Source organism: Polaromonas sp. (genome assembly GCF_016185115.1).
Taxonomy (GTDB): domain Bacteria; phylum Pseudomonadota; class Gammaproteobacteria; order Burkholderiales; family Burkholderiaceae_C; genus Polaromonas.
Genome location: NZ_JACPOF010000017.1, coordinates 115,031 through 137,124, shown reverse-complemented (window position 1 = coordinate 137,124; position 22,094 = coordinate 115,031). Strand labels below are relative to the sequence as shown.

Here is a 22,094-nt window from a genome sequence, read left to right as displayed (position 1 = left end):
TTCGCTACGCTCTTAACGGTAAAGGCGGTAGGCGTTTGCCAATGAGCTGCGTTTAATACAGACATGGGCGGCTTGTGCCCATTAACCCTGCAGAAGGAGAACTTTATGAAGACAGTCTTCAATTCAAAACGTACCGGCCTGATCGCTGCAACCCTCGCGGTGGCAGCTTTCGGCTTTGCCGGTGCGGCGCAGGCACGTGACAACGTGTCTTTCTCGGTCGGCATAGGTGTTCCGGGTGTGCAGGTCGGTGTGACCAATGCCTACCCTGTGTATTCGCAGCCTGTGTATGTGCAGCCGGCCCCCGTCTATGTACAGCCCGCCCCGGTGTACGTGCAGCCCCGCCCCGTGTACTACGGCCCACAGCCTGTGTATTACGCTCCGCAACCTGTCTATGTGCGCCCCGGCCGTCACCACGGCCACAGGGGTAATGGGTATTACGTGCAGGCGCCGCGTCACGGTTATGGGCCGGGCTACGCGCCGGTTTATTACTCCCGGTAAGCCCGTTTGAAACGAGCTGCCCCGGCAGTCAAAAAGCCCGCATGATGCGGGCTTTTTTAGGGCGGCTGCCGTAAGGAGCTTCAAAAGGGACGCTCAAAAAGCAAAGTCCGCAGACCGGGGCCTGCGGACTTTGTTCCATGGCGCTTTGCCTCCATGGTGACACGCCCTGCGAGTAGCGCGCCTGAACTGTTGCCTTCAGCGTCTCAGCCTTGTGGCTTAAGCGGCTTTCCAGAAAATGTAGTCGGCCTGGTAAGGGCGAACCACGGTCTTGCCGATTTCGCTCTGTGTGCAGGCGGTCACAAAATCAGCACCGTTCTTGGTGTTGACGCGCTGGATGTAAGTGATGTTGGACAACATGCCTGGTGCCATGCCTGGCCTTGCGGTAGACAGTTGCAGGGGAATGTGAATGCCGCCCACCACTGGTTCGATGGCGATCTGGGTGCCGACAACGCTGGAGCCGTCAGACAGCGTCCAGGTGGCTGGCGGGCCAGAGTAAACGCCGATTTCCTTGCCTTCGCGGTCATACAGCTTGGCCGATGGGGTGACCAGAGCCCAGCCCATGCTGCCGGCAGTTGGAATGTCGTTACGGCACACATACGTGAGGTTGCCGGTGGCGGTGGTTTCGAGGGCGATCACGTTGCCTGCAGGCACCTGGACCTTCTGTGAAATGGTGGTCTGGTCAAACGGGCGGACTTTGGGGGTCACGTTACAAGCGGCCATCAACAGGGCGGTGCCCGTGACGATACCGAGCGTGGCCAGGGTGCTTTTGCCGTAGGCGATCATGGTGTTGTGCGTGCTTTTCATGTGATGGTTTCCTCGTTACGTTTATTCGGGCTATGTCCTGAGACATGTTTGGTGGACATGTGTAGTACACCCGCAGGCCGCAAAAAGCCCTGTAGGACGCCGCTTGCTCGCACTGACAGCGTTTTGCTTTACACATCTTCACCTTTAGGGGCGATGCACCAGCAAGGCGCAAACAGGCATCAAACAGGCAAAAAAAACCACAGGGCTGGCGTGTGCCAAACCTGTGGTCTGTAAAAACCAGCCCCGCCTAACAATCAGGACTGGCCGCTCACCCTGGATGGGGTCTTGAAGGAAGTACGGCCCGCAGTGGTGGTCTGGATTCAAAAGATGGCGGACTTGCCTTGCCGCTTCGTTGGGTATGGATTGCGGATCAAGTCCGCAATGACAGGCGGGGGCCAGCAGCTCTGCTGCATCCCTGTCCTGGCTTGTCATCCCGGACCCGATCCGGGATCCATCCCCGATTGCGCAGAACCCTTATTGCCCGAAGCGCGGCCCGTTCTTGAGGAACTCCTGCTCTTCAGGCGTGCTGGCCCGGCCCAATGCGGCATTGCGGTAAGGGAAGCGGCCAAAGCGGGCAACGATGTCGCGGTGTTGCGCGGCGAAATCGCCATTGCCTGCCAGTTTGGGTTTGAGTTCGTCAGGCGCATCAAGCGCAAGCTGGCGAAAGCGCTGCACGCACTCGTCCTGCAGCGCGAGGTTTTCAGCGTGCATGAGCGGCATCAGCAAAAACACCCGGCACACCCAAGGCAGCTGTTTGTCCCACTCGCGGGCCAGCGCATCAGTCACCAGCAACTGCGCGCGCGCATCGCCCGAGAAGGCCTTGCCGGTGCCGCGATAGACGTTGCGGGTGAACTGGTCCAGCAGCAGCACAAGGGCCAGCCTGCTCATGGGTTCTGGTTCCCAGTCTTTCAGTCCGCTGCCAACGGCTTCTGCCACGCGGTCGGCAAACCTGGCCTTCACGGTCTCATCAAGGCCCTTGCTGCCGCCCCACCAGAGTTCTTTCATCTCTTTGGTTGGCCAGCCTTTTTCAAGACCGTCGTCGAACCAGAATTCAAGAATCTCGGCAGGCGAAGCAAGGGAGGTGTTTGAGGTCATGGGCAACATGGTGCCAGCCTTTTTAAAACCCGTGATGGCAGGGGAAGCGCCCGGCTTCAGTTCAGGCCTTGGTCAGGCGCAAGCACGATAATCCCAAGAATCTAAAGAGGAGCCAGCGTGGACATTGCACTGCTAATCAAAGCCGCCATCATGGGCATCGTCGAGGGTTTGACAGAGTTTTTGCCCATCTCGTCCACAGGCCACCTGATTCTTGCGGGTTCGCTGCTGGGTTTTGATGACGACAAGGCCAAGGTCTTTGACATTGCCATACAGACCGGCGCCATCTTTGCGGTCATCCTGGTGTACTGGCAAAAAATTCATTCGACCATCGTCGCCCTGCCGCGCCAGCCGAGGGCGCGGCGCCTGGCGTTGAACATCGCCATCGGCTTTCTGCCTGCCGTGGTGCTGGGCCTGCTGTTCGGCAAGTTCATCAAGGCGCACCTCTTCGTACCGACCGTGGTGGCCAGCACCTTCATCATTGGCGGGTTCATCATTTTGTGGGCCGAGAGGCGGCCGCCCGGCTCGGTGCGTGTCATTCATGTGGACGACATGACGCCGCTGGACGCCCTCAAGGTCGGGCTGGCGCAGTGCCTGGCCATGGTGCCCGGCACCAGCCGCAGCGGCGCCACCATCATCGGCGGCATGCTGTTTGGCCTGTCGCGCCAGGCGGCGACTGACTTCTCGTTCTTTCTCGCCATCCCGACGCTGATAGGCGCTGGCGCGTACAGCCTGTACAAGGAGCGCGCGCTGCTGTCGGTGCACGACATTCCGCTGTTTGCCGTGGGCCTGATCTTCTCGTTTGTGAGCGCATGGCTGTGCGTGCGCTGGCTGTTGCGCTACATCAGCACACATGACTTCGTGCCCTTTGCCTGGTACCGCATTGCGTTTGGCATCGTGGTGCTCGCGACCGCGTGGAGCGGGCTGGTGAACTGGGCAGCCTGACAGCGGGGCCTGGCGGGAGGGCGTGCCGCCCTGCGTACATTCCTTCACAAATGCAGGGCTGCGGCTGACTGACTTGTCACGAATGCTGCCTAAGATGAGTGTTTTAACTCTTCAAGACAGGGGAACACTCCATGGGCATTCTCAGCAACATCTTCGCCAAAATTTTCCCCAACGCCAAAGCGGAAGAAGCGGGCCGCGCGGCGAGTGCGCCTTCCTACACGCCTGGGCACACGCCAGATGGCGCGGCTGCTGCACCCGCTGCGCCGGTCGCCATGGCAGAGGTTGATGTCGAGGCCCTGCTCGACGACATGGCCAGCAAGAACCCGCAAAAGCTCAACTGGAAGACCTCCATCGTTGACCTGATGAAGCTGCTGGACCTGGACAGCAGCATAGGCGAGCGCAAGGCCCTGGCCAAGGAGCTTGGCTATACCGGCGATACGGCAGACAGCGCTTCCATGAACATCTGGCTGCACAGGCAGGTCATGAACAAGCTGGCTGCCAACGGCGGCAAAGTTCCAGCTGACCTGAAAGACTGATCTGTAGGGTGTCCGGCCAATTTTGCCGTATATGTTAAAAATTTAACGTGTACGTTAAAATTTTCTGCTGGCGGCGTTTGCAGCCCGGAAAAACTCCAAAAAAGGCCTGAAAAAGGCCTTTTTTATGCCTTAAAAATGCTGCAAGCCAATAAATACGCACGTGAGCAGCTATTGATTTTGTAGCAAATACCGCGAGATTTTGACCCTGCCTGGCATGGCGGACCCTATCCGCAATCCATGAACCCGGGTCGTCTCTGCGGCGTCAGTGACTGGCCCTGGCGAGCTTCTCCACAAGTTGCGAATAGGCGGCCATCGCCACCTCCCGCGTCTCGCCCTTGCGTTGGGCCCAGGCGTCGTACTTGGCGCGGCCCACGATGTCCATCATGCCGGGGCGCTCGCCTGACACATCGCCTGCGGTGGCTTGTTTGTAAAGTGCATACAGGGCCAACAGCTCATCATCCCCCGGTGGTTTAGCCAGGGCCTTGACGGTGACCTGCGCGGCTTCAAACGCCTTTTCAGTGTCGCTGGGACCGCTGGCGGCAACAGGCGCGCCGAAGTATGCGTCTTCAAGCGCCACGTCATCCGGAAACCACCGTGCATCGAGCAGCCTGCCAGATTGCACGGCAAAGGCCAGCACGCCCTGCGACATCAAGCCGCCTGCAACGAGCGTAGCCGGACACACGGCGATGCCGGCGTTGTAGACCGGCTGGCCGAAAGCCGTGAAGCGAACACCCTCTGCCCACGGCAGCATGGCCTGCAGGCCCTTGTTGCCGCGGTACACGCCGCTGGCGCGGTTGACGCCGGGCTGGAACCAGCCCATGTCTGATGCGCCTTTGGCAAAGATGGTCCTGAAGTCGCCGGCTTCCAGTGCAGCGATCAGCTCTTTTGCAAACGCCATGAGCGCATCGGCAGACATCTTCGGGTCATCCACCGCCATGCCCAGCGATGCTGCGCTGCTGGCGCCCAAAAACTCAAGCACATTGCGCGCGACCTGCTCGCGGTCGTTGTCGACGCAGATCATGTGATAGCTGTTCTCAAGCACCACCATGCGTGCCTTTGCGCCGCCTATCTGCTCGACCAGGTAGTTGGCAGATGCCAGGCTGGTGAGTTCGTCTTCGCGCGCGTGGATGACCAGCGTTTCGCAGGCCATGGTCTTGAGGCCTTTCATGACCCAACCGCGCAGGCGGTCTACCTGCCGGACGCAGGCAATGGGCACCCACTTGTAGTGAAAGGCTTCGCCGCGCGCGAACTTGGCCTTCACGATGGCGCGCAACTGTTCGTTCTTGATGCCGAAGGGGTCTTCCTCCTCGACCTTCATGGTCCGGTTGAGGCCGGGAATGTAATAAACAAGGTGACGCAGCGGCGAGTACCAGGCCGTGCCCCAGCCGTCGATGTAAATGGGCGGGGCCAGCGCCACCAGTTTGCCGCGCGTGTGGCGCTGGCGCTTGGCGAGTTCTACGGCCAGCAGCGAGCCCATGCACATGCCCATGATGTGAAAGTTGTCGTGCTGCGCAGCGACCTCGTGGTATTTGGCCGTGACGGCCTCCATCCACTGCTCGGCCGTCACGTTCAGCAGATCTTCAGGCGTGGTGCCGTGGCCGGGCAGGGTCAGCGAATGGGTCACAAAGCCCGCATTTTTGAGCCGCTTGTGCATGGAGCCCAGGTCGTACTGCGTACCGCCCAGCCCGTGTATCAAAAAGACGGCGGGCACGCTTTTATCGACGCGCACTTCGGCTGTGCCTGAAGGCATGGCCGATACCTGGGCACCTTCAGCCACGGGCTGCCTCGACTTCCAGCAGGCTGGCGACCTGTTCTACCTGGCCGTCTGCGCCGCGCACGCCCGACAGGCGCGCATTGAGGTTGGCCACCCTGCCGTCGCTCCAGCGGAAGGCTGTTTTCCACAGCACGTGGTCACGCTGGCCTTGCGTGAGGTCGCGCCAGTCAGCCAGCAACGCTGGCTGCTCGCCGGGCTCTGCGTGGGCGATGAGGTCCTGCACGGTCATCAGGTTGGCGGTATTGGTGCGCAGCATGGCGCTGGCTGCCTCGCCCCAGGTGGCGGTGCCAGTCTTCGCGTCAAAGTTGACCATGACCGTGCGGGTGGAGTCCATTACCTGCCGGTAACGTGTGCGCCAGTCACGCGCTTCTGCCAGGGCCTGCGCGGCGGTGGCGCCGAGTGCATTGACCACGCCGACCAGCAGCGCCATGACGGCGACATAACCCTGCACCTCGATGACGGCTTCACCGCGGAAGCCTTCGATTTCTGCAAACGGGCCGCCGCCTGCATTGGTCCAGCCTGTCAGGGCCAGGGCTGCGATCAGGGTAGCCAGGGTGGCGCCGCGCTCTTTCCAGAGGATGGCCGTGACAACGATGAAGGGCAGGGGCAGGTAGGTCAGTGTCGGGCCCAGCGATGCACCGAAGCGGTCGGACACATCGCTTGAAAAGATCAGCGTGGTCACGACAAAAAAGAGCACGAAGGTGGCGGCACCGGCGACGAACTGGCTGGTAGCCATGCCGCCTGAACGCCTGACGCGAAAGCCCGCAAACGACTGGATCAGCGGCGCCATGAGCAAAATGCCGACAAACGAGGTACAGGCCCAGACGCGCCATTCAATCGCCAGCGCCACATCGCCTTTCATGACCCAGCTCCACAGCAGCAAGGAAATGCTGGCGCCCAGCGCGGATGTGACGACTGCGCCCAGCAGCAGGCCTGCATAGGCCTTGCCTGGCTCTGCGGGGGCATCTTCTTTTTGCGCACGAAAGCGCAGCGCCAGCCATGCGCCGACGCCGGCACACAGGGCTTCGTTGAGGCCAAACCCAAGTGCCTGTAAAAAGCCCAGGCCATCGAGCAGGCCAAGAACCATGGTGGCGAGGGCAGCGCCCAGCAGGACAGCAGGCCGGTTGGGTGCGCGCACCACCAGCAACGCGCCAAAGGTGACGCCTGTGGCCAGCCAGATGGACGAACTGTTGGTGACCGCATCGCTCATGCCCTGGGAGATCACGGCCGCGATGGCCCAGGCAAAAAACGTCACGACTGCGGTAACGATAAAACGTGCGGGCATGTAAATCCTCCTCAGGAGTGAACAGGCCCGAGTTTAGCGAAGGCCTGTGACTGCCAGGTTGAGCAACGCCGCTTCAATCGCAGCTGCAGTAGCAATCGGCTTTTCCATCGGGAAAAGGTGGCTGCCATCCACCATGGTGATGCGGCCTTTGGTGACCTTTTGCGTCAGCGCCATGCCCACCTGCCTGATCTCGGCTGATTGCAGGCCGCCTATGAACGCCGCCGGGCATTTGAGCGGGTGGCGCTTGAGCATCTGCTCAAGGTTGTCTGGCAGCGTGTTGTAGATGGTGGTTTCAACGTCGCGGTCAAAACTCAGATGCCGCAGGCTTTCGCTGCCTACCGGCGCATCCTTTGGCGCGTCGTGCGTGCCGTATTCGATGTAGTCGAGCAGCACCTGCTCGTCCCAGCGCGCAAAGGTTTTTTTGCTGCGGAAGTAGGCCAGCACTTCGTCCTTGTCCAGCCATTCGTTCTTGCGCCTGCGGCTGACAGCACCCGGCGAGACCGAACCGACCAGTTGAGCGCGTTTGGCCACGCTGAGTGCGGTGGCGCGCCAGCCGCCTATGACGGGCGAATCCAGCATCAGAACGCCCTGCACGGGCTGGCCGCCCAGTACGGGGTGGTGCGCGGCGCACATCAGGCTCAAAAAACCGCCCAGGGAGTGGCCGACCAGAAAGACAGGGCGTTTTAATGCGCCTATGTGCTGCTCACTGAAGTGGGCAAGCTGCGCTATCAGGTGCGGCCAGTTGCTGGTAACCGGGTAGGCCGGGTCGTGGCCAAACTTGTCTATGGCCTTGATGTCAAAACCGCGCGCCTCAAGGCTTCGGAACAGCACGCCATACGTGCTGGCCGGAAAGCTGTTGGCATGCGAGAAGATGACCAGTGGCCTGGCCTTGCTTGAGATGTCAGCAGGCAAGGCTGATTTGGCGGTCACGGCTCAGTCTCAGATGAGTTTTTCCTGGGGGCTGCTGATCTTCTTGAGCGGGTCATTACGCGTGGCCGGCATTTTCAGAGGCACATCGGTGTGCGCGTCATCCCACACCGGGTCTTCAATGCTGTCGAACACTTCGCGCAGCTTGCGGCCCCAGTTCTTGTGCATCATCATGTAGTAGGGGTTGTCGTTGTCTATGCAGACGACCTTGTCGCTCTGCAGGCTGTCGGCTTCATAAACCACCAGGTCCAGCGGCATGCCGACAGACAGGTTGGATTTCATGGTCGAGTCCATCGACACCAGCGCGCATTTGGCGGCTTCGGCCAGCGGGGTGTTCGGCTCCAGCACGCGGTCAAGCACGGGCTTGCCGTATTTCGATTCACCGACCTGGAAGTAAGGCGTCTCGCTGGTGGCTTCAATGAAGTTGCCGGCCGAATACATCTGGAACAGGCGCATGCCTTCGCCCTTGATCTGGCCGCCGAAGACCAGCGAGACATTGAAGTCAACGTCGGCATTTTTCAGGGCTTCGGCATCGCGTTCATAAACACGGCGAATGGCCGAGCCGAGCACGCGCGCTGCGTCAAACATGCTTTTGGCGTTCCAGATGGTAATGGGCTCGCCGCCTTCGTGGTCCTTGAGCTGCTCGATCTGGAGGATCTCGCGCACCGATTGCGAGATCGACAGGTTGCCTGCAGACAGCAGCACCATGAAGCGGTCACCCGGCTTTTCGTACACGATCATCTTGCGGAAGGTGCTGATGTGGTCCAGGCCCGCATTGGTTCGTGAATCGGACAGGAACACCAGGCCGGCATTCAGTTTGATGGCTACGCAATAGGTCATTAGGTACTTACGGTGTTGGAATAGTGATGTTCAGGTGTGTTCAGTTCAGGCTGGCGAGCTTTTTCAGCCGGTAGAGGGCGTCCAGCGCTTCGCGCGGACTCAGTGCATCAGGGTCAATGTTACCCAATGCCTTGTCTACGGCGCTTTGCTCTGCCGCAGTTGCCTCTGGCGGCGGGGCAAACAGGTCAACCTGGGCGCGTGCGTCAAGCTGTTGTGTCTCAAGCGCGTTCAGCGCGTGGCGCGCATGGTTGACGACGGCAGCGGGCACACCGGCCAGCTTGGCCACCGCCACGCCGTAGCTTTTGCTGGCGGGGCCGGGCTCTATGTGGTGCATGAAGACGATGTCGGAACCCGATTCAACCGCACTCACATGCACATTGATCGCGCCGTGGTGTTGCGCGGGGAATTCGGTCAGTTCAAAGTAATGCGTGGCAAACAGCGTGAAGGCCTGCGTCTTGTTGTGCAGGTAGGCCGCAATGCCGCCTGCCAGCGCCAGGCCGTCGAAGGTCGAAGTGCCGCGGCCGATCTCGTCCATCAGCACCAGCGAATGCGGTGTGGCGCTGTGCAGGATCTGCGCGGCTTCCGTCATCTCCAGCATGAAGGTCGATTGCGCATTGGCCACATCATCAGCCGCACCTATGCGGGTGTGGATGGCGTCTATGGGGCCGAGACGGCACGCGCCGGCAGGCACATAAGAGCCAACACTGGCCAGCAGCACGATCAGCGCCACCTGCCGCATATAGGTCGATTTACCGCCCATGTTGGGGCCGGTGATGACCTGCATGCGGTGTTTGCCGCTCATCACGCAGTCATTGGCGATGAATGAGCCACCGCCTGTTTCTGCAAGGCGTGCCTCGACGACAGGGTGCCGGCCCTGACTGATGTCTATGCACGGCTCTTTCACAAAAACCGGTGCCGCCCAGTTGAGTGTGAGCGAGCGTTCAGCCAGCGCACAGAGCGCATCCAGCGAGGCGAGTGCGCGTGCAAGGCGGCTAAGTGCGGGTATGAAGTCCTGCAACTGGTCAAGCAGTTGTTCGTACAGCCATTTCTCGCGGGCAAGGGCGCGCTCCTGCGCCGAGAGCGCCTTGTCTTCAAAAGCCTTCAGTTCAGGCGTGATGTAGCGTTCTGCATTTTTTAAAGTCTGGCGGCGGCGGTAGTCGTCAGGCACCTTGTCGAGCTGGCCCTGCGTCACTTCGATATAAAAGCCGTGCACCTTGTTGAACTGCACACGCAGGTTGGCGATGCCGGTACGGGCTTTTTCGCGGCCTTCGAGGTCAAGCAGAAATGCATCGCAGTTGGTCTGTATGGCGCGCAGTTCGTCGAGGTCGGCATCGCAGCCATGGTTGATGACGCCGCCATCGCGTATCAGCGCAGCGGGTTCTTCAAGCACGTAGCGTTGCAGCAGCGCCGCGCAGCCTTCTGGCGGTTGCAATGCTTCAAAAATGGAGGCCAACAGCGGTGGCAGGCCAGCAGGCGCGCGTGCCAGAAGTTCGGTTTTTTGCAGCGTCAGTTGCAGTGCGACAAGTTCGCGCGGGCGCACCTGGCGGAGGGCGATGCGCGCGGTGATGCGTTCCACATCGCTGCTGCCCTTGAGCTGGCCGCGCAGGGTTTGCTGCATGCCGCCGCGCAGGTGTGTGATGGCTTCAAGACGGGCTGCGGCCAGCGCGCGGTCGCGGCGCGGCGACAGCAGCCAGCTTTTCAGTGCCCGGCTGCCCATGCCGGTGGTGCAGGTGTCCAGCAATGAAAACAGCGTGGGTGAATCTTCACCGCGCAGGGTCTGTGTCAGTTCAAGGTTGCGGCGCGTGGTGGGCGGCAGTTCGATCAGTTCACCCGAACGCACGACCTGCAGGCCACGCACATGCGACAGCGCACGGCCCTGAGTGTGTTCTGCGTAACCCAGCAAGGCAGAGGCGGCGGCATGCGCTTCAGTCAGCGCCTCGGCATTCCATGACGCCAGCGACGCGACCTTGAGCTGGTCCAGCAGGCGCCGTGCGCCCAGTGCAGCATCAAACTGCCAGGCAGGCCGTGCGCTGACCGCGCAGCGCTGGGTTTTCATGCGCTCTTCAAAAGTCGGTGTGACATCAACGTTGTAGAGCAGCTCGCTGGGCGCAATGCGCGCCATCCAGGCTTCAAGCTCGTCGTTGGCGCAATGCGCCAGGTGAATCTCGCCCTGCGTCACGCTCAGCCATGCCAGGCCGCAGGTGTTGCGCGCACCCTGGTGCACGGCCAGCAAAATCGATTCTGTCTTGTCGCTCAGCAGTTCGGTATCGGTCAGCGTACCCGGCGTGACGACACGCACCACCTTGCGCTCAACCGGCCCCTTGCTGGTGGCCACATCACCGACCTGCTCGCAGATGGCGACCGACTCACCAAGTTTGATGAGCTTGGCGAGGTAGCCTTCCAGCGAGTGAAAAGGCACACCCGCCATCACCACAGGTTCACCACCCGACTGACCGCGCCGGGTCAAGGTGATGTCGAGCAGGCGCGCAGCTTTTTCGGCATCGCCATAGAAGACTTCATAAAAGTCGCCCATGCGGTAGAAGACCAGCGTGTCCGGGTACTCGGCCTTGATGGCGAAGTACTGGGTCATCATGGGCGTGTGCGGCCCTGATGGTTTGGCTGTGGATGTTGCTGTGGCCGACTCGGGCGGCAGCAGATGGGTGTCACTCATGCTTTGGTTTGGTGCGTGCGCGTGGCGGTCGTCAATCCAGCATTATCGTTGCCACCCGCTGGCGGGTTCTGCGCACGCAGCATGGCCTGGCGCAACTCTGCCGCCATGGCGCAGGTCAGTGTCAGCCGGCGCAGCAACCATGGCGTGAGGTCATTGGCCAGCAGGGGGTCGGGTTTGGGCTGGAAGGGCTGGCCTGCTGTCGTGGGCAGGTCTGGTTGAGCATCAAGGTCTTGGGCTGGCACAGACTTGCCGGATAACTCGGCTTCAATCCGTTTGCTGGCTTGCTCAAGCGCCGGTCTGGCAATGTCCAGATCAAGCTGCGCCCTTCGCAGCAGAAGCATTGATTTGACAGCGGTGAGCTGTGCGAGCAACTGGTAGCTGCGCGCCTGCAGGGCTTCGAGGGGTTCTAGCGGTGGCCTGACCTGTTTCGGTTCGGCCAGGCTGCGCTGGGTGGCGAGGGTGAGGTCTGACAGGCTGTTGTAGGCCTCGCGCCGCGCCAGCCGCCACGGCAGGTCAGAGGTTTGCGAGCTGTCGAGCAGGGCCAGCGCGAGGCGTGCGTGTTCAAGCTGCGCCGCCACGCTGCGTTTGACGAGTGCGGGTATCTGGTTGCGCTCCCACGCGGGCAGCACATAGCTGAAGAGCCAGGCCAGCAGCGCGCCCAGCAGCGTGTCGCCAAGTCGTTCGGCCATGGCAAAGCTGGGCTGTACGCCGACCAGCAGCAGGTGCGCCTGCAGCAGGCCGGCGACTGTGGCGGCGATGGATGTGAAAAGGTAGCGGCGCAGCGCGAACGCATGCGCCAGACCCATGGCCAGTGACACCGCGAGAAAGATGCTGCGTGCGCCGGGGTGCGCGGCGAGTATGGCCATCACCACCACGCAGCCGATCAGCGTACCGATGATGCGTGAGTTGCGTCGCTCAACGGTCTGGGCCAGGTTGCCGCGCATCACGGCCGTGATGGTCAGCAATATCCAGTAGCCATGCGCCACCCAGGGCAGGTGCAGCGACACGACGTAACCCACGGTGACGGCCAGCGTTGCACGCAGTGCGTAGCGCAGGGTGGGCGCGCGCCAGGTGAGCTGGCCGAGAAGCGGCTTCCATGACCAGACGGTGGTGCTGACGAAGAGTTGCCACTGTGTGCGCACGGCTGCGAGTTCAGGCGCGACATCGCCGCGCGCAATCGCGGCCATCTTCACCACTTCATCGTTGATATGGCCTATGCGGTCGGCCATGTTGTGCAGCAGTGCAGCGGCATCGGGCACGCCGGTCTGCAGGTCAGGCGGGCGTTCGGTGGCTTCGCGCCGTGGGGGAAGCGTGCCGGCCAGGCCCGGCCTCAAATTTTCGAGTTCGGCAATCGGCCGTATCAATTTGCCCAGCAACAGTGCCATGGCCATGGCTTCCAGCCGCGTCGCAGTCGTCTCAAGTGCATCCTGCAGCGCCGGCAGTGCGCCCGTGCTGTCCTGGTGGGTGAGCAGCATGTCGAGGTCCAGGTCGCAGGCCATCTGGTGGTCGCGCGCTTCCAGCAGGCTGAGCAGCATGGCGGCCATGCGCTGGCGACGTGGTTTGGTGGGTGATTCAAGCACCACGTCACGCGTGTTCTGCAACTGGTCGGCAAGTGCGGCCTGCTGCTTGAGCATGGTGGCGAGCAGCGCCTGGCTGCCCTCCAGGTTTTGCGGCTGCGGCTCAAACCGGCGCGCCTGCGTGCGCAGGATTTGCGCAAAACTGTAAAAACATTCCGCCAGCAACTGCGCACGGTAGCGCCGGTTCAGCAGGCTGGTTGTGAACGCAGCCCAGAGCAGATAAAGGGCTGCCCCGGCCAGGAACCAGCCGCCATGCACGGCGATTTCTTCCAGCGACCCGACGGGTTGCGCCGCCATGGAGAACAGCATTGAGAACAGCATCGAGAAGCAGATAGGCCCGCCGCGCTTGCCCCAGGCCATCATCATGGTGGCGAGAAAGGTGCCTGCCACGATCACGATGCCCAGCAGCCAGGCGTCTTCACGCACCAGTTGCACCAGCAGGAACAGCGGCGCGCCGAGTATGGGCGCAGGCAGCATTTGCATGATCTTGCGGCGGCGCGGCGCAGGCACGTCGGGCAGGCTGGTGATCATGATGCCGACGGCTGCGGTTGATGCGCCTGCCAGCCCGGCGGTTTCGAATATCGCCAGCATGATGAGAATCAGGCCCAGCGAGACCGTGAGGCCGTTGGTCACATGGGGGCTGAGTGCAGCGCGCAGAAAGGTTTGCAGCCTGCCCTGTGCGTTGCCCAGGCCGCGCATGAGCAGGCCCTCCAGCATCATGGGCGGCGTGTCCGTCGCAGGTTTTTCAGGGGGCTGTCGGCTCATGTGATTCACACTTTACCGAAGGCCGGGCAGGGTGTGCGCTTGTCCCGCCCGTTTGGCTTAAAACGGTGCGTCTGGCGGTGTTTCGCTACCGGCCTTGATACGTTTGGCCTTCAGGGTGGGTTTGGCAACTGGTGCAGTGTCAACCGGGGCGCTGTCGCCTTCTGCAGCCATGGCCGATGTGGCGTCCTGCAGTGCCTGGCGCACGGTGGCCTTGTCGCCTGCGCCTGCAAATTTGCTGTACTTCGTCAGGGTTGTCACCAGCTGGCCATAGATGCGCGGGTTGCCGGCTACACACTCGCCCTGGTCGAGAAATTCGGATTCGCCAGTGAAGTTGCCGATCAGGCCGCCAGCTTCGGTGACCAGCAGCGAACCCGCTGCCACGTCCCAGGGCTGGAGGCCGGTTTCGAAAAAGCCGTCGCTGTAACCTGCGGCCACATAGGCCAGGTCAAGCGCGGCAGCACCGGGGCGGCGCACGCCGGCGCACTGGCTCATGACTTCACCCAGCATGTTGAGGTAGCTTTTGAGTTTGTCGCCGGGGCGGTAGGGGAAGCCGGTGGCGATCAGGCATTCCTGCAGGCGGGTGCGCTTGGCCACGCGAATGCGGCGGTCGTTCAGGTAAGCCCCGCGGCCTTTGGTGGCGCAGAAGATGTCGTTGCGGGTGGGGTCATACACCACGGCCTGCTCTATCTTGCCCTTGACGCTGAGGGCAATGCTGACGCAGTAAACGGGAAAGCCGTGGATGAAGTTGGTGGTGCCGTCCAGCGGGTCGATGATCCACACGAATTCGGAGTCTTTGGCGCCATGCGCGCTGCCCGATTCTTCGGCCAGGATGCCGTGGCCGGGGTAGGCGGTCAGCAGGGTTTCGATGATGGCGGTTTCGGCAGCGTGATCGATCTCGGTGACGAAGTCGTTGGTCTGCTTGGCCGAGATGCGAACCGATTCAACGTCGAGCGCAGCGCGGTTGATGATGGCGCCGGCGGCGCGCGCAGCCTTGATGGCCACGTTGAGCATGGGGTGTAGATTGCTGGACATAAATGATAAGAAAGAGCAGCCGCACGAAGCGGGGAGGGCTGTGGCCCGGCAACCGGGACAGCGACAATATGCAGTTCTTGCAGATAGCCCGATTTTAACGGCTAAGCCCCCGACGAGCCCTCTTTTGCCCAGATTTGCCCAAATTCGCCAATGAAAACCCGTTTTGTCCTCATCCACACCAGCCATGCCGGCAACGTAGGCGCGGCAGCGCGCGCCATGAAGGTCATGGGTTTTGGCGACCTGGTACTGGTCAAGCCGCGTTGGGCCAATGTGCTGCGGCGCGAAGAAACGATCCAGCGCGCCAGCGGGGCGCTGGACGTGCTGAACAACGCGCGCATTGTCGAAACGCTGGACGAGGCGCTGGACGGGATGACGCACCTGTGCGCCACAGCCATGACGCCGCGCGACTTTGGCCCGCCGACCATGGCACCGCGGGCGCATTTTTCTGCCCTGCTGGCCCCTGAAGCGGCAGCCACAAAACCGGAAGGCATCGCCTTTCTGTTCGGCTCGGAGCGCTTTGGCATGCAGAACGAGGACGTTTACCGCTGCAATGTGGCCCTCAGCATCCCGACCGACCCCAACTTTGGTTCGCTCAACCTGGGTGCCGCCGTGCAGCTGATTGCCTATGACTGGCGCGAGGCGCTGGGCGGTTTTTCAGTTGAATCAGCCACTGGCGAGCGCCAGCTGGCCGATGCCGCAGAGGTGGCGGGCATGCTGGCGCATTGGGAAAAGTCGCTGGCCGACATCGGCTTTCTCGACCCGGCTTCACCGAAAAAGCTGATGCCGCGCCTGAACCAGCTTTTTAACCGCGCCCAACTCAGTGCAGAGGAAATCCACATCCTGCGGGGTGTGGCCAAGGCGATGAGCCAGGCGGCGGCGGGCGACGCCAAAAGTGCGCCGCCTGCAAGCCCATCGGTGCCCCAGTAGACTCGCGGCATGTTTTCACGAATCCGCTCCGATATCCAGTGCATTCTTGACCGCGACCCGGCCGCGCGTACCACCTGGGAAGTGCTCACCTGCTATCCGGGCCTGCACGCGCTCATCTTTCATCGCCGCGCGCACTGGTTCTGGAACAACGGCTTCAAGTGGCTGGGGCGTTTTGTCTCGCATGTGGGGCGGTTTTTCACGGGCATAGAGATCCACCCCGGCGCGAAGATCGGTGAGCGCGTGTTTTTTGACCATGCCATGGGCGTTGTCGTCGGTGAGACGGCCGAGATCGGCGATGGCTGCACGATTTACCAGGGCGTGACGCTGGGCGGCACCTCGCTCTACAAGGGCGAAAAGCGCCACCCCACGCTGGGCCGCAACGTGGTTGTGAGCGCAGGCGCCAAGGTGCTGGGCGGCTTCGTGGTTGGTGACGGCGCCAAGATAGGCAGCAACGCCGTGGTCATCAAGCCGGTGCCCGCAGGCGCCACGGCAGTCGGCATACCGGCGCGCATCATCCCCTCAAAAGTGGGCGAGAGCGCCGACGTGACAAGGGGAACAGGTTTTTCAGCCTATGGCATCACGCTGGACGACGACCCGCTGGGCCAGGCCATGAAAGGGCTGGTCGAGAACGCCTCGTCGCAGGAGCACCAGATTGCGCTGTTGTGGGAGGCGATTGAAAAACTGTCGGTCACCCAGAACCCGCAATCCCCGCGCAGGGATTGCGTACCGGCCGATGCCGCGCTGACCGAGACGTTCGAGGCCGAGAAGCTGAACCAGCTGATTGGGAAGTAGGGGCGACCGCCTCACTGCGCTTTTTCTGTCATCCCGGACTTGATCCGGGATCCATCCCGCTAGGTATCTGCGCAAGGGGGTATGGATTGCGGATTGAGTCCGCAATGACAGGGGGCAAAAATCCCGCGGTATTTGCTATTAAATCAGTAGCTGCTCACGTGCGTATCTATTGGCCTGCAGCCGATTTAATGCCTGAAAATGGCCAAAAAATGCCTCCCAAAGCAGGTTTTTGGCCTTTTTAAAGCTGTTTTAACCCCTTTTTTTTCAGCATATGCCCTGACATATGCTGAATTGACCTAGCGAACAGACTGTAGTGAAGAAGTCAGGTCAAACACACTTTTGCCCCAGTTGGCGGGGATTTCAAAGCGGTAAATCTCGCTGTCAGTCGCGCCTTGCGCCACCTTGCTGCGCAGGCGTATGAAGTACACGCCGGGTGTCAGGTTGCCGAGGTCCAGGCGCGGGCCGCGGCCTGCGACGGCGGTGTCGGAGTTGGTGACCACTTGCGTCAGGGCCTCGTCACGCGCCACCAGGGCCGAATACGCACCATCGGCCATGGGCTGGCCATTGGACTGCTGGCCTATCCAGCCCAGCACGGTCTTGCCGCCGACCAGGCTCATGCTGGAATAGCTCACCTTCCACTGCCCGTCTCTCACGGCGATCAGCTTGACGGTGTCAAACCCTTCCAGGCCGGCAGGGTCAATGCCACGCACGCGGGCAAACCAGCTGCCGTTGGCCAGGTCGGCCAGGTCGGCACTGTTGCTGGCCACCTTCAGGTCGCGCACGATTTTGTCGAATTTGTCGTCGCTGGAGACCTGCACGCGGTAAGCCACCGCGCCATCGAGCACCGGCATGGCCCAGCCGCCAAGGGGCTTGAGGACTTCGGCCGGGATGTTGCTGAGGTCGGGGGCGGGCAGCAGGTTGACGACCTTGATCTCGCGCTCAGCCGGTTTGACGACAGCACCCGTGCCCGTGGGCAGGTCTGCGCCCGCGCCTTGGGCCGGGTTGTCTGCACGCACCTTGCCTTCAACCACTTCCGTGCGCGCGGCGGCGCTGGCCGGGTCGTCAAAGGCGACGCGGAACTCGGTACCGCGCACGCCGACCAGCGAGGTCGGGGTTTCGACCTGCAGCGGTGTGGCGCGTTTGGCGTTTTTTGTGGCCACCGCTTCCATGGTGCCGGCGGCCAGCCGCAGCAGGCCCGAGAACCAGTTGGTCGAGCCGCTGGCCGATGAATCGCGCATGGCGTAGTCGCGGTTGGTGACGACCTGCACCAGGCTGTTGGGCAGCAGCTTGACGCGGCTGCCGTCGCCCAGCTCTATCACGGCCGAGCTGTTGGCGCCGGTCTTGAGCTGGCTGCCGTCGGCAATTGCCGCACCGGGCGCGATGGCATTGCCGCCCAGCGTGACGTCGCCTTCAGCGCTGATGATCTTGCCACTGGCGGGTTTTGACTTGAGGTAACGCAGCGGAATGTCGAGCTTCTGGCCAGGAAAGATCAGGTCAGGGTCTTTCAGCTGGTTGTATCTGGCGACATCGTTCCAGGCCTGGGTGCTGACAAGAATTTCCTTGCTGAGGCGGATCAGCTTGTCTGAAGGTTTGACGACGTAGGGAAGGCTGGGCTCCAGCACACGGGGCTGTGCGCTGGCGCTTGAGGCGAGCAGCAGTGAAAGGGTCAGTGTGGTGAGGCTATAGCGTGCGGTGTATTGCGCGGTCAGACAAGTCATGTTTTTTCTTCTTTCACCGGTGCCACGCACGGGCGCGGCAAAAAACCAACTGCAAACTCAGGGGGCTGACGGCCGTATGGCAGATTTCGGCCTGAACGCCTTGCAGACGTCCGCGCGCGTTTCAATGTAAGGCCCGCCTATGAGGTCAACGCAGTAAGGTACGGCCGCAAAGATGCCGGGCACGATTTGCTCGCCGCCGTCATTTTTTAACCCCTCAAGCGTTTCAGCAATGGCCTTGGGCTGGCCGGGCAGATTGATGATGAGGCTTTTGTTACGGATGACGGCACATTGGCGCGACAGTATGGCGGTCGGCACAAATTTCAGGCTGATCTGCCGCATCTGCTCGCCAAAGCCGGGCATCTCCTTGTGGGCGATGGCCAGTGTGGCTTCAGGTGTCACGTCGCGCAGCGCGGGGCCGGTACCGCCTGTGGTGAGCACCAGCGAGCAGCCGGCATCGACCAGCGCAATCAACGCAGTGCTGATGCCGTCCTGCTCGTCAGGGATCAGGCGTTCGTCAAAGGTGATGGGGTTGAGAAGGGCGCGCGTCAGCCAGTCTTTCAGCGCCGGCAAGCCCTTGTCTTCATAGACGCCGCTGGAGGCCCTGTCGCTCACCGACACGATGCCTATGCGGACCGCATCGTGGGCGCTCATTCCGGGGCGCCTTCCGCCTTGGCGCGCATGGCCTCTTTGACCATCTGGAAAATCTCGCGGTAGGACTTGCCATGGCGCGGGGCTTCGCCCGGCTTTTCGGGCTTGTAGTCCTTGCGGGCCTGGCGAATCAGCGCGCGCATCTGCTGCGAGTCGGTGTCCGGGTATTCAACCAGCCACTGCTGCAGCGATTCATCATCGGCCACCAGCTTGTCGCGCCACTGCTCGGCCAGGTGCAGTGCCAGCGTGAGCTGTGCCGAGCCGTTGAGCTGCTCGTTGATGGCTTCGCGTATCGGGTCGGGGTCGAGCGGGCGCATCAGCTTGCCGATGAACTGCATCTGGCGGCGCTTGCCCTCGAAGTTGGTGATTTTTTTGGCGTCCTTGATCGCGTCGAGCAGCTTGTCGGGCAAATCCAACCGCGCCATGAGGTCGGCACGCAGGGTGAGCAAGGCTTCGCCCAGGGCCTGCATTTCGTCGGCCTCGGCCTTGAGTTGCGTCTTGCTGGGCGGGCCTTTTTCTTCGGCCGCGATTTCTTCGGGTTTCACGAATCGGCCGTTGGACCAGTAGCCCTTGAGACCCTTTGGGACAGGCTTGTTAGTTTTGGTGTTCATGGCAGTCAGTATCATAGCTACCCATATGACACCAAAGACTTCCAAAGCCCCTACCGTATCTTCAGGAGCACGGCCATCCACAAAACCCGAACAGGGCTTCAGCTACCACAGGGATTTTTTCGAACACCTGGTTGACAGCGCACTGGCCCATGCCAAAAAGCTGGGCGCGACAGATGCGGCTGCAGAAGCGTCTGAAGGCTGCGGCCTGTCAGTCAGCGTGCGCAAGGGCGAACTGGAGAACGTCGAGCGTAATCGCGACAAGTCTTTGGGCATCACGGTTTATGTCGGCCAGAAGCGCGGCAATGCCGCCACCAGCGATTTCTCGGATGCCGCCATTCAGCAGACCGTGAAGGCGGCTTTTGACATTGCGCGCTTCACCGCAGAAGACAAGTCATCCGGCCTGCCTGCCGACCGCGACATTGCACGCGTTCATCCGGACCTGGACCTGTTCCACCCCTGGGCGATCACCTCTGAAGACGCCGCGAAGATTGCGCTCGAATGCGAAGCGGCGGCGCTGCAAACCAGCAAGCGCATCACCAACAGCGAAGGCGCGGGTGTTTCGGCCCAGCAAAGCCATTTTTTCAGTGCCCATACGCGCGGCTTCCGGGGTGGTTATGCCAGTTCGCGCCACAGCATTTCGGTCGCGCCGATTGCGTCATCGCCCGGCAAGAACGGCGACATGCAGCGTGACGCCTGGTACAGCTCCATGCGCGACGCGAGCGAGCTGGCCAGCCCGCAATCTGTGGGTCGCTACGCCGCAGAGCGTGCACTGTCGCGCCTGAAAAGCCGCAAGGTCAAGACCTGCGAATGCCCGGTGCTTTTCGAGTCGCCCCTGGCTGCCGGCCTGCTGGGCGGTTTTGTGCAGGCCGTGAGCGGGGGTGCGCTGTACCGCAAGAGCACGTTTTTGCTCAACAGCATGGGCAAGCCGGCCTTCCCCGACCATATCGACATCACCGAAGACCCGTTCGTCAAAAAAGGCAAGGGCAGCTCGCCGTTTGATGAAGAGGGTGTCAAGACCCGCGCCCGTACGGTGGTGGATGCAGGCATTGTGCGCGGCTATTTTTTGAGCACCTATTCGGCCCGCAAGCTGGGTATGCGTACCACCGGCAATGCCGGCGGCTCACACAACCTCATCATGAGCAGCCGCCAGACCAGGGCAGGCGATGACCTGGATGCCATGCTGAAAAAGCTGGGCACCGGCCTGTTTGTCACTGAATTGATGGGGCAGGGCGTGAACTACGTGACGGGTGACTACTCACGCGGCGCGGCTGGCTTCTGGGTCGAAAAAGGCCAGATCGCCTTCCCGGTCGAGGAAATCACGATTGCCGGCAACCTGAAAGACATGCTGATGGGCATTCAGGCTGTGGGAGCCGATGCGTACAACTATGGCGCGAAAACCGTTGGTTCGATTTTGGTGAACAGGATGAAAATAGCGGGGACTTAATGCCCCCACGCAGGTTTTTGGGGTCAGAGCCCAAATTCGCCGAGCCTTCGGCTCGCCCGAGGGTGAAGTGCATGCACTGCAGCGAAATTGGTGTCTGACCCCAATAACCTGCTGCCCCCCGAGGGGGCCGCCCGCCTGTGGCCCGGCAAAGCCGGTTCCACGGCTTGAGCTTGCACTGCAACGCTCGCGTTTGAATCAGCCTGCCAGGGCGGCTTTCACAGCGGCTGAAACCTGGCCCATATCGGCCTTGCCGGCCAGTTTGGCCTTGACCGCGCCCATGACCTTGCCCATGTCGCCCGGGCCGCTTGCGCCCAGTTCCACCACGATGGCTTTTACCGCGGCGGCAACTTCATCCGCACTCAGGCGCGCCGGCAGGTAGGCCTGCAGCACCACCAGTTCGGCGGCTTCCTTGTCGGCCAGGTCCTTGCGTTCGGCCTTCTGGAAAGCCTCGATAGAGTCCTTGCGCTGCTTGATCAGCTTGTCGACGATGGCAATCACCGCCGCATCGTCCAGAACTACACGTTCGTCGACTTCCTTTTGCTTCATGGCCGAGAGCAGAAGGCGTATGGTGCCCAGGCGCTCGCTGTCCTTGGCGCGCATGGCGTTTTTCATGTCTTCGGTGATTTGTTCTTTGAGTGCCATGAGGTCTCCGGAAAAAAATTGAAAGTCGAAAGCAGATCAAAAAGTACAAAAGCCCGCAGAGCGTCCTCGTGCGGGCTTTTGTTTGCCGTGAGGCGTGTACTGATTAGTACAGCTTCTTCGGCAGTTGCATCGAGCGGATACGCTTGTAGTTGCGCTTGACGGCAGCAGCCTTCTTGCGCTTGCGTTCAGCCGTTGGCTTTTCGTAGAACTCGCGGGCGCGCAGGTCGGTCAGCAGGCCGAGTTTTTCGATGGTGCGCTTGAAACGGCGCAGAGCCACGTCAAAGGGCTCATTGTCTTTTACACGAATGGTCGTCATTGAAAGGGGTCCAAAAATTGGGCGTCTTTAGTAATCTGATCAGGATCAGGCCGGACGCGGGTTTGCTAGCAAAGCCTTAGATTATAGCAGCTATGTGGCCCCCACGGTCGCTCACTTCGTGTAGCTCCCTGCCCCCCGAGGGGGCCGCCCCGCCTGTGGCCCGGCAAAGCCGGTTCCACGGCTCCACTTGCAAAATACCTCGCTGCTTTGGCAGTTGCGGTATTGCTCCCTCTCCCTCTGGGAGAGGGTT

General features: G+C 61.5%; 20 protein-coding genes. 6 read left to right on the top strand and 14 right to left on the bottom strand.

All coding sequences use genetic code 11. The features are described 5' to 3' along the window. Positions 1-105: 105 nt before the first annotated feature. A complete protein-coding gene (locus tag HYX42_RS10765; RefSeq protein ID WP_293402755.1) occupies positions 106-498 on the top strand; it encodes a hypothetical protein in 393 nt (130 codons plus the stop codon). Positions 499-714: 216 nt separating this feature from the next. Here the strand turns inward: HYX42_RS10765 and HYX42_RS10760 are convergent, their stop codons facing one another. Both HYX42_RS10760 and HYX42_RS10755 read right to left on the bottom strand, forming a co-directional pair. After that, a complete protein-coding gene (locus tag HYX42_RS10760; RefSeq protein WP_293402753.1) occupies positions 715-1,302 on the bottom strand; it encodes a DUF3455 domain-containing protein in 588 nt (195 codons plus the stop codon). Positions 1,303-1,776: 474 nt separating this feature from the next. After that, positions 1,777-2,406 (bottom strand): DUF924 family protein, encoded by a 630-nt coding sequence (locus HYX42_RS10755; protein WP_293402751.1) that lies wholly within the window; start codon positions 2,404-2,406, stop codon positions 1,777-1,779. Between the two features lie 108 nt (positions 2,407-2,514). Between HYX42_RS10755 and HYX42_RS10750 the strand changes: the two genes are divergently transcribed. Together HYX42_RS10750 and HYX42_RS10745 are read left to right on the top strand one after the other, a co-directional pair. Further along, positions 2,515-3,339: an undecaprenyl-diphosphate phosphatase gene (locus HYX42_RS10750; RefSeq protein ID WP_293402749.1), complete on the top strand. Its 825-nt coding sequence runs from the start codon at positions 2,515-2,517 to the stop codon at positions 3,337-3,339. A gap of 131 nt (positions 3,340-3,470) precedes the next feature. After that, positions 3,471-3,875 carry a DUF3597 domain-containing protein gene (locus HYX42_RS10745; RefSeq protein WP_293402747.1) on the top strand — a complete coding sequence of 135 codons (405 nt, stop codon included), beginning with the start codon at positions 3,471-3,473 and terminating at the stop codon, positions 3,873-3,875. Between the two features lie 262 nt (positions 3,876-4,137). On the opposite strand, the gene HYX42_RS10740 is transcribed toward HYX42_RS10745, so the two are convergent. From HYX42_RS10740 to HYX42_RS10710, 7 genes are all read right to left on the bottom strand, one after another. Beyond that, positions 4,138-5,625, bottom strand: a complete 1,488-nt coding sequence (locus HYX42_RS10740; protein WP_293402745.1) for an acyl-CoA-binding protein — start codon at positions 5,623-5,625, stop codon at positions 4,138-4,140. 19 nt (positions 5,626-5,644) lie between these two features. Then, positions 5,645-6,934, bottom strand: a complete 1,290-nt coding sequence (locus HYX42_RS10735; RefSeq protein ID WP_293402743.1) for an MASE1 domain-containing protein — start codon at positions 6,932-6,934, stop codon at positions 5,645-5,647. 33 nt (positions 6,935-6,967) lie between these two features. Next, positions 6,968-7,864: an alpha/beta fold hydrolase gene (locus HYX42_RS10730; RefSeq protein WP_293402740.1), complete on the bottom strand. Its 897-nt coding sequence runs from the start codon at positions 7,862-7,864 to the stop codon at positions 6,968-6,970. A 9-nt stretch (positions 7,865-7,873) separates the two neighbouring features. Further along, positions 7,874-8,701, bottom strand: coding sequence for a proteasome-type protease (locus tag HYX42_RS10725; RefSeq protein WP_293402738.1), 828 nt, complete (start codon positions 8,699-8,701; stop codon positions 7,874-7,876). Positions 8,702-8,741: 40 nt separating this feature from the next. Further along, entirely contained in the window at positions 8,742-11,294 is a 2,553-nt protein-coding gene (gene mutS, locus HYX42_RS10720; protein ID WP_293403479.1) for a DNA mismatch repair protein MutS, read from the bottom strand. A 74-nt stretch (positions 11,295-11,368) separates the two neighbouring features. Continuing rightward, the gene (locus HYX42_RS10715) at positions 11,369-13,714 is read right to left on the bottom strand and encodes an FUSC family membrane protein (RefSeq protein WP_293402735.1); all 2,346 of its coding nucleotides are present in this window, start codon (positions 13,712-13,714) and stop codon (positions 11,369-11,371) included. Between the two features lie 57 nt (positions 13,715-13,771). Further along, on the bottom strand, positions 13,772-14,746 hold the full coding sequence (locus tag HYX42_RS10710) for an inositol monophosphatase family protein (protein WP_293402733.1): 975 nt from the start codon (positions 14,744-14,746) through the stop codon (positions 13,772-13,774). 150 nt (positions 14,747-14,896) lie between these two features. Between HYX42_RS10710 and HYX42_RS10705 the strand changes: the two genes are divergently transcribed. Both HYX42_RS10705 and cysE read left to right on the top strand, forming a co-directional pair. Continuing rightward, on the top strand, positions 14,897-15,673 hold the full coding sequence (locus tag HYX42_RS10705) for an RNA methyltransferase (protein ID WP_293402731.1): 777 nt from the start codon (positions 14,897-14,899) through the stop codon (positions 15,671-15,673). 9 nt (positions 15,674-15,682) lie between these two features. Further along, a complete protein-coding gene (cysE, locus tag HYX42_RS10700; protein WP_293402729.1) occupies positions 15,683-16,465 on the top strand; it encodes a serine O-acetyltransferase in 783 nt (260 codons plus the stop codon). A gap of 296 nt (positions 16,466-16,761) precedes the next feature. On the opposite strand, the gene HYX42_RS10695 is transcribed toward cysE, so the two are convergent. Genes HYX42_RS10695 through yjgA form a run of 3 tightly spaced genes read right to left on the bottom strand, consistent with a single transcriptional unit; the run spans position 16,762 to position 19,442 of the window. Beyond that, positions 16,762-18,183, bottom strand: a complete 1,422-nt coding sequence (locus tag HYX42_RS10695; RefSeq protein WP_293402727.1) for a FecR domain-containing protein — start codon at positions 18,181-18,183, stop codon at positions 16,762-16,764. Positions 18,184-18,240: 57 nt separating this feature from the next. Next, positions 18,241-18,834: a molybdopterin adenylyltransferase gene (gene mog / locus HYX42_RS10690; RefSeq protein WP_293402725.1), complete on the bottom strand. Its 594-nt coding sequence runs from the start codon at positions 18,832-18,834 to the stop codon at positions 18,241-18,243. Continuing rightward, the gene (gene yjgA, locus HYX42_RS10685) at positions 18,831-19,442 is read right to left on the bottom strand and encodes a ribosome biogenesis factor YjgA (RefSeq protein WP_293402723.1); all 612 of its coding nucleotides are present in this window, start codon (positions 19,440-19,442) and stop codon (positions 18,831-18,833) included. Before yjgA ends, mog begins: the two co-directional genes overlap by 4 nt. Before the next feature lie 25 nt (positions 19,443-19,467). On the opposite strand from yjgA, the gene pmbA reads away from it, so the two are divergent. Beyond that, complete coding sequence (pmbA, locus tag HYX42_RS10680; RefSeq protein WP_293402721.1) at positions 19,468-20,886, top strand: metalloprotease PmbA; 1,419 nt, start codon at positions 19,468-19,470, stop codon at positions 20,884-20,886. A gap of 195 nt (positions 20,887-21,081) precedes the next feature. Here pmbA and HYX42_RS10675 read toward each other — a convergent pair whose 3' ends face one another. Both HYX42_RS10675 and rpsU read right to left on the bottom strand, forming a co-directional pair. Beyond that, a complete protein-coding gene (locus HYX42_RS10675) occupies positions 21,082-21,528 on the bottom strand; it encodes a GatB/YqeY domain-containing protein (protein ID WP_293402719.1) in 447 nt (148 codons plus the stop codon). A 103-nt stretch (positions 21,529-21,631) separates the two neighbouring features. Then, positions 21,632-21,844: a 30S ribosomal protein S21 gene (gene rpsU, locus HYX42_RS10670; protein ID WP_007872347.1), complete on the bottom strand. Its 213-nt coding sequence runs from the start codon at positions 21,842-21,844 to the stop codon at positions 21,632-21,634. Positions 21,845-22,094 lie beyond the last annotated feature (250 nt).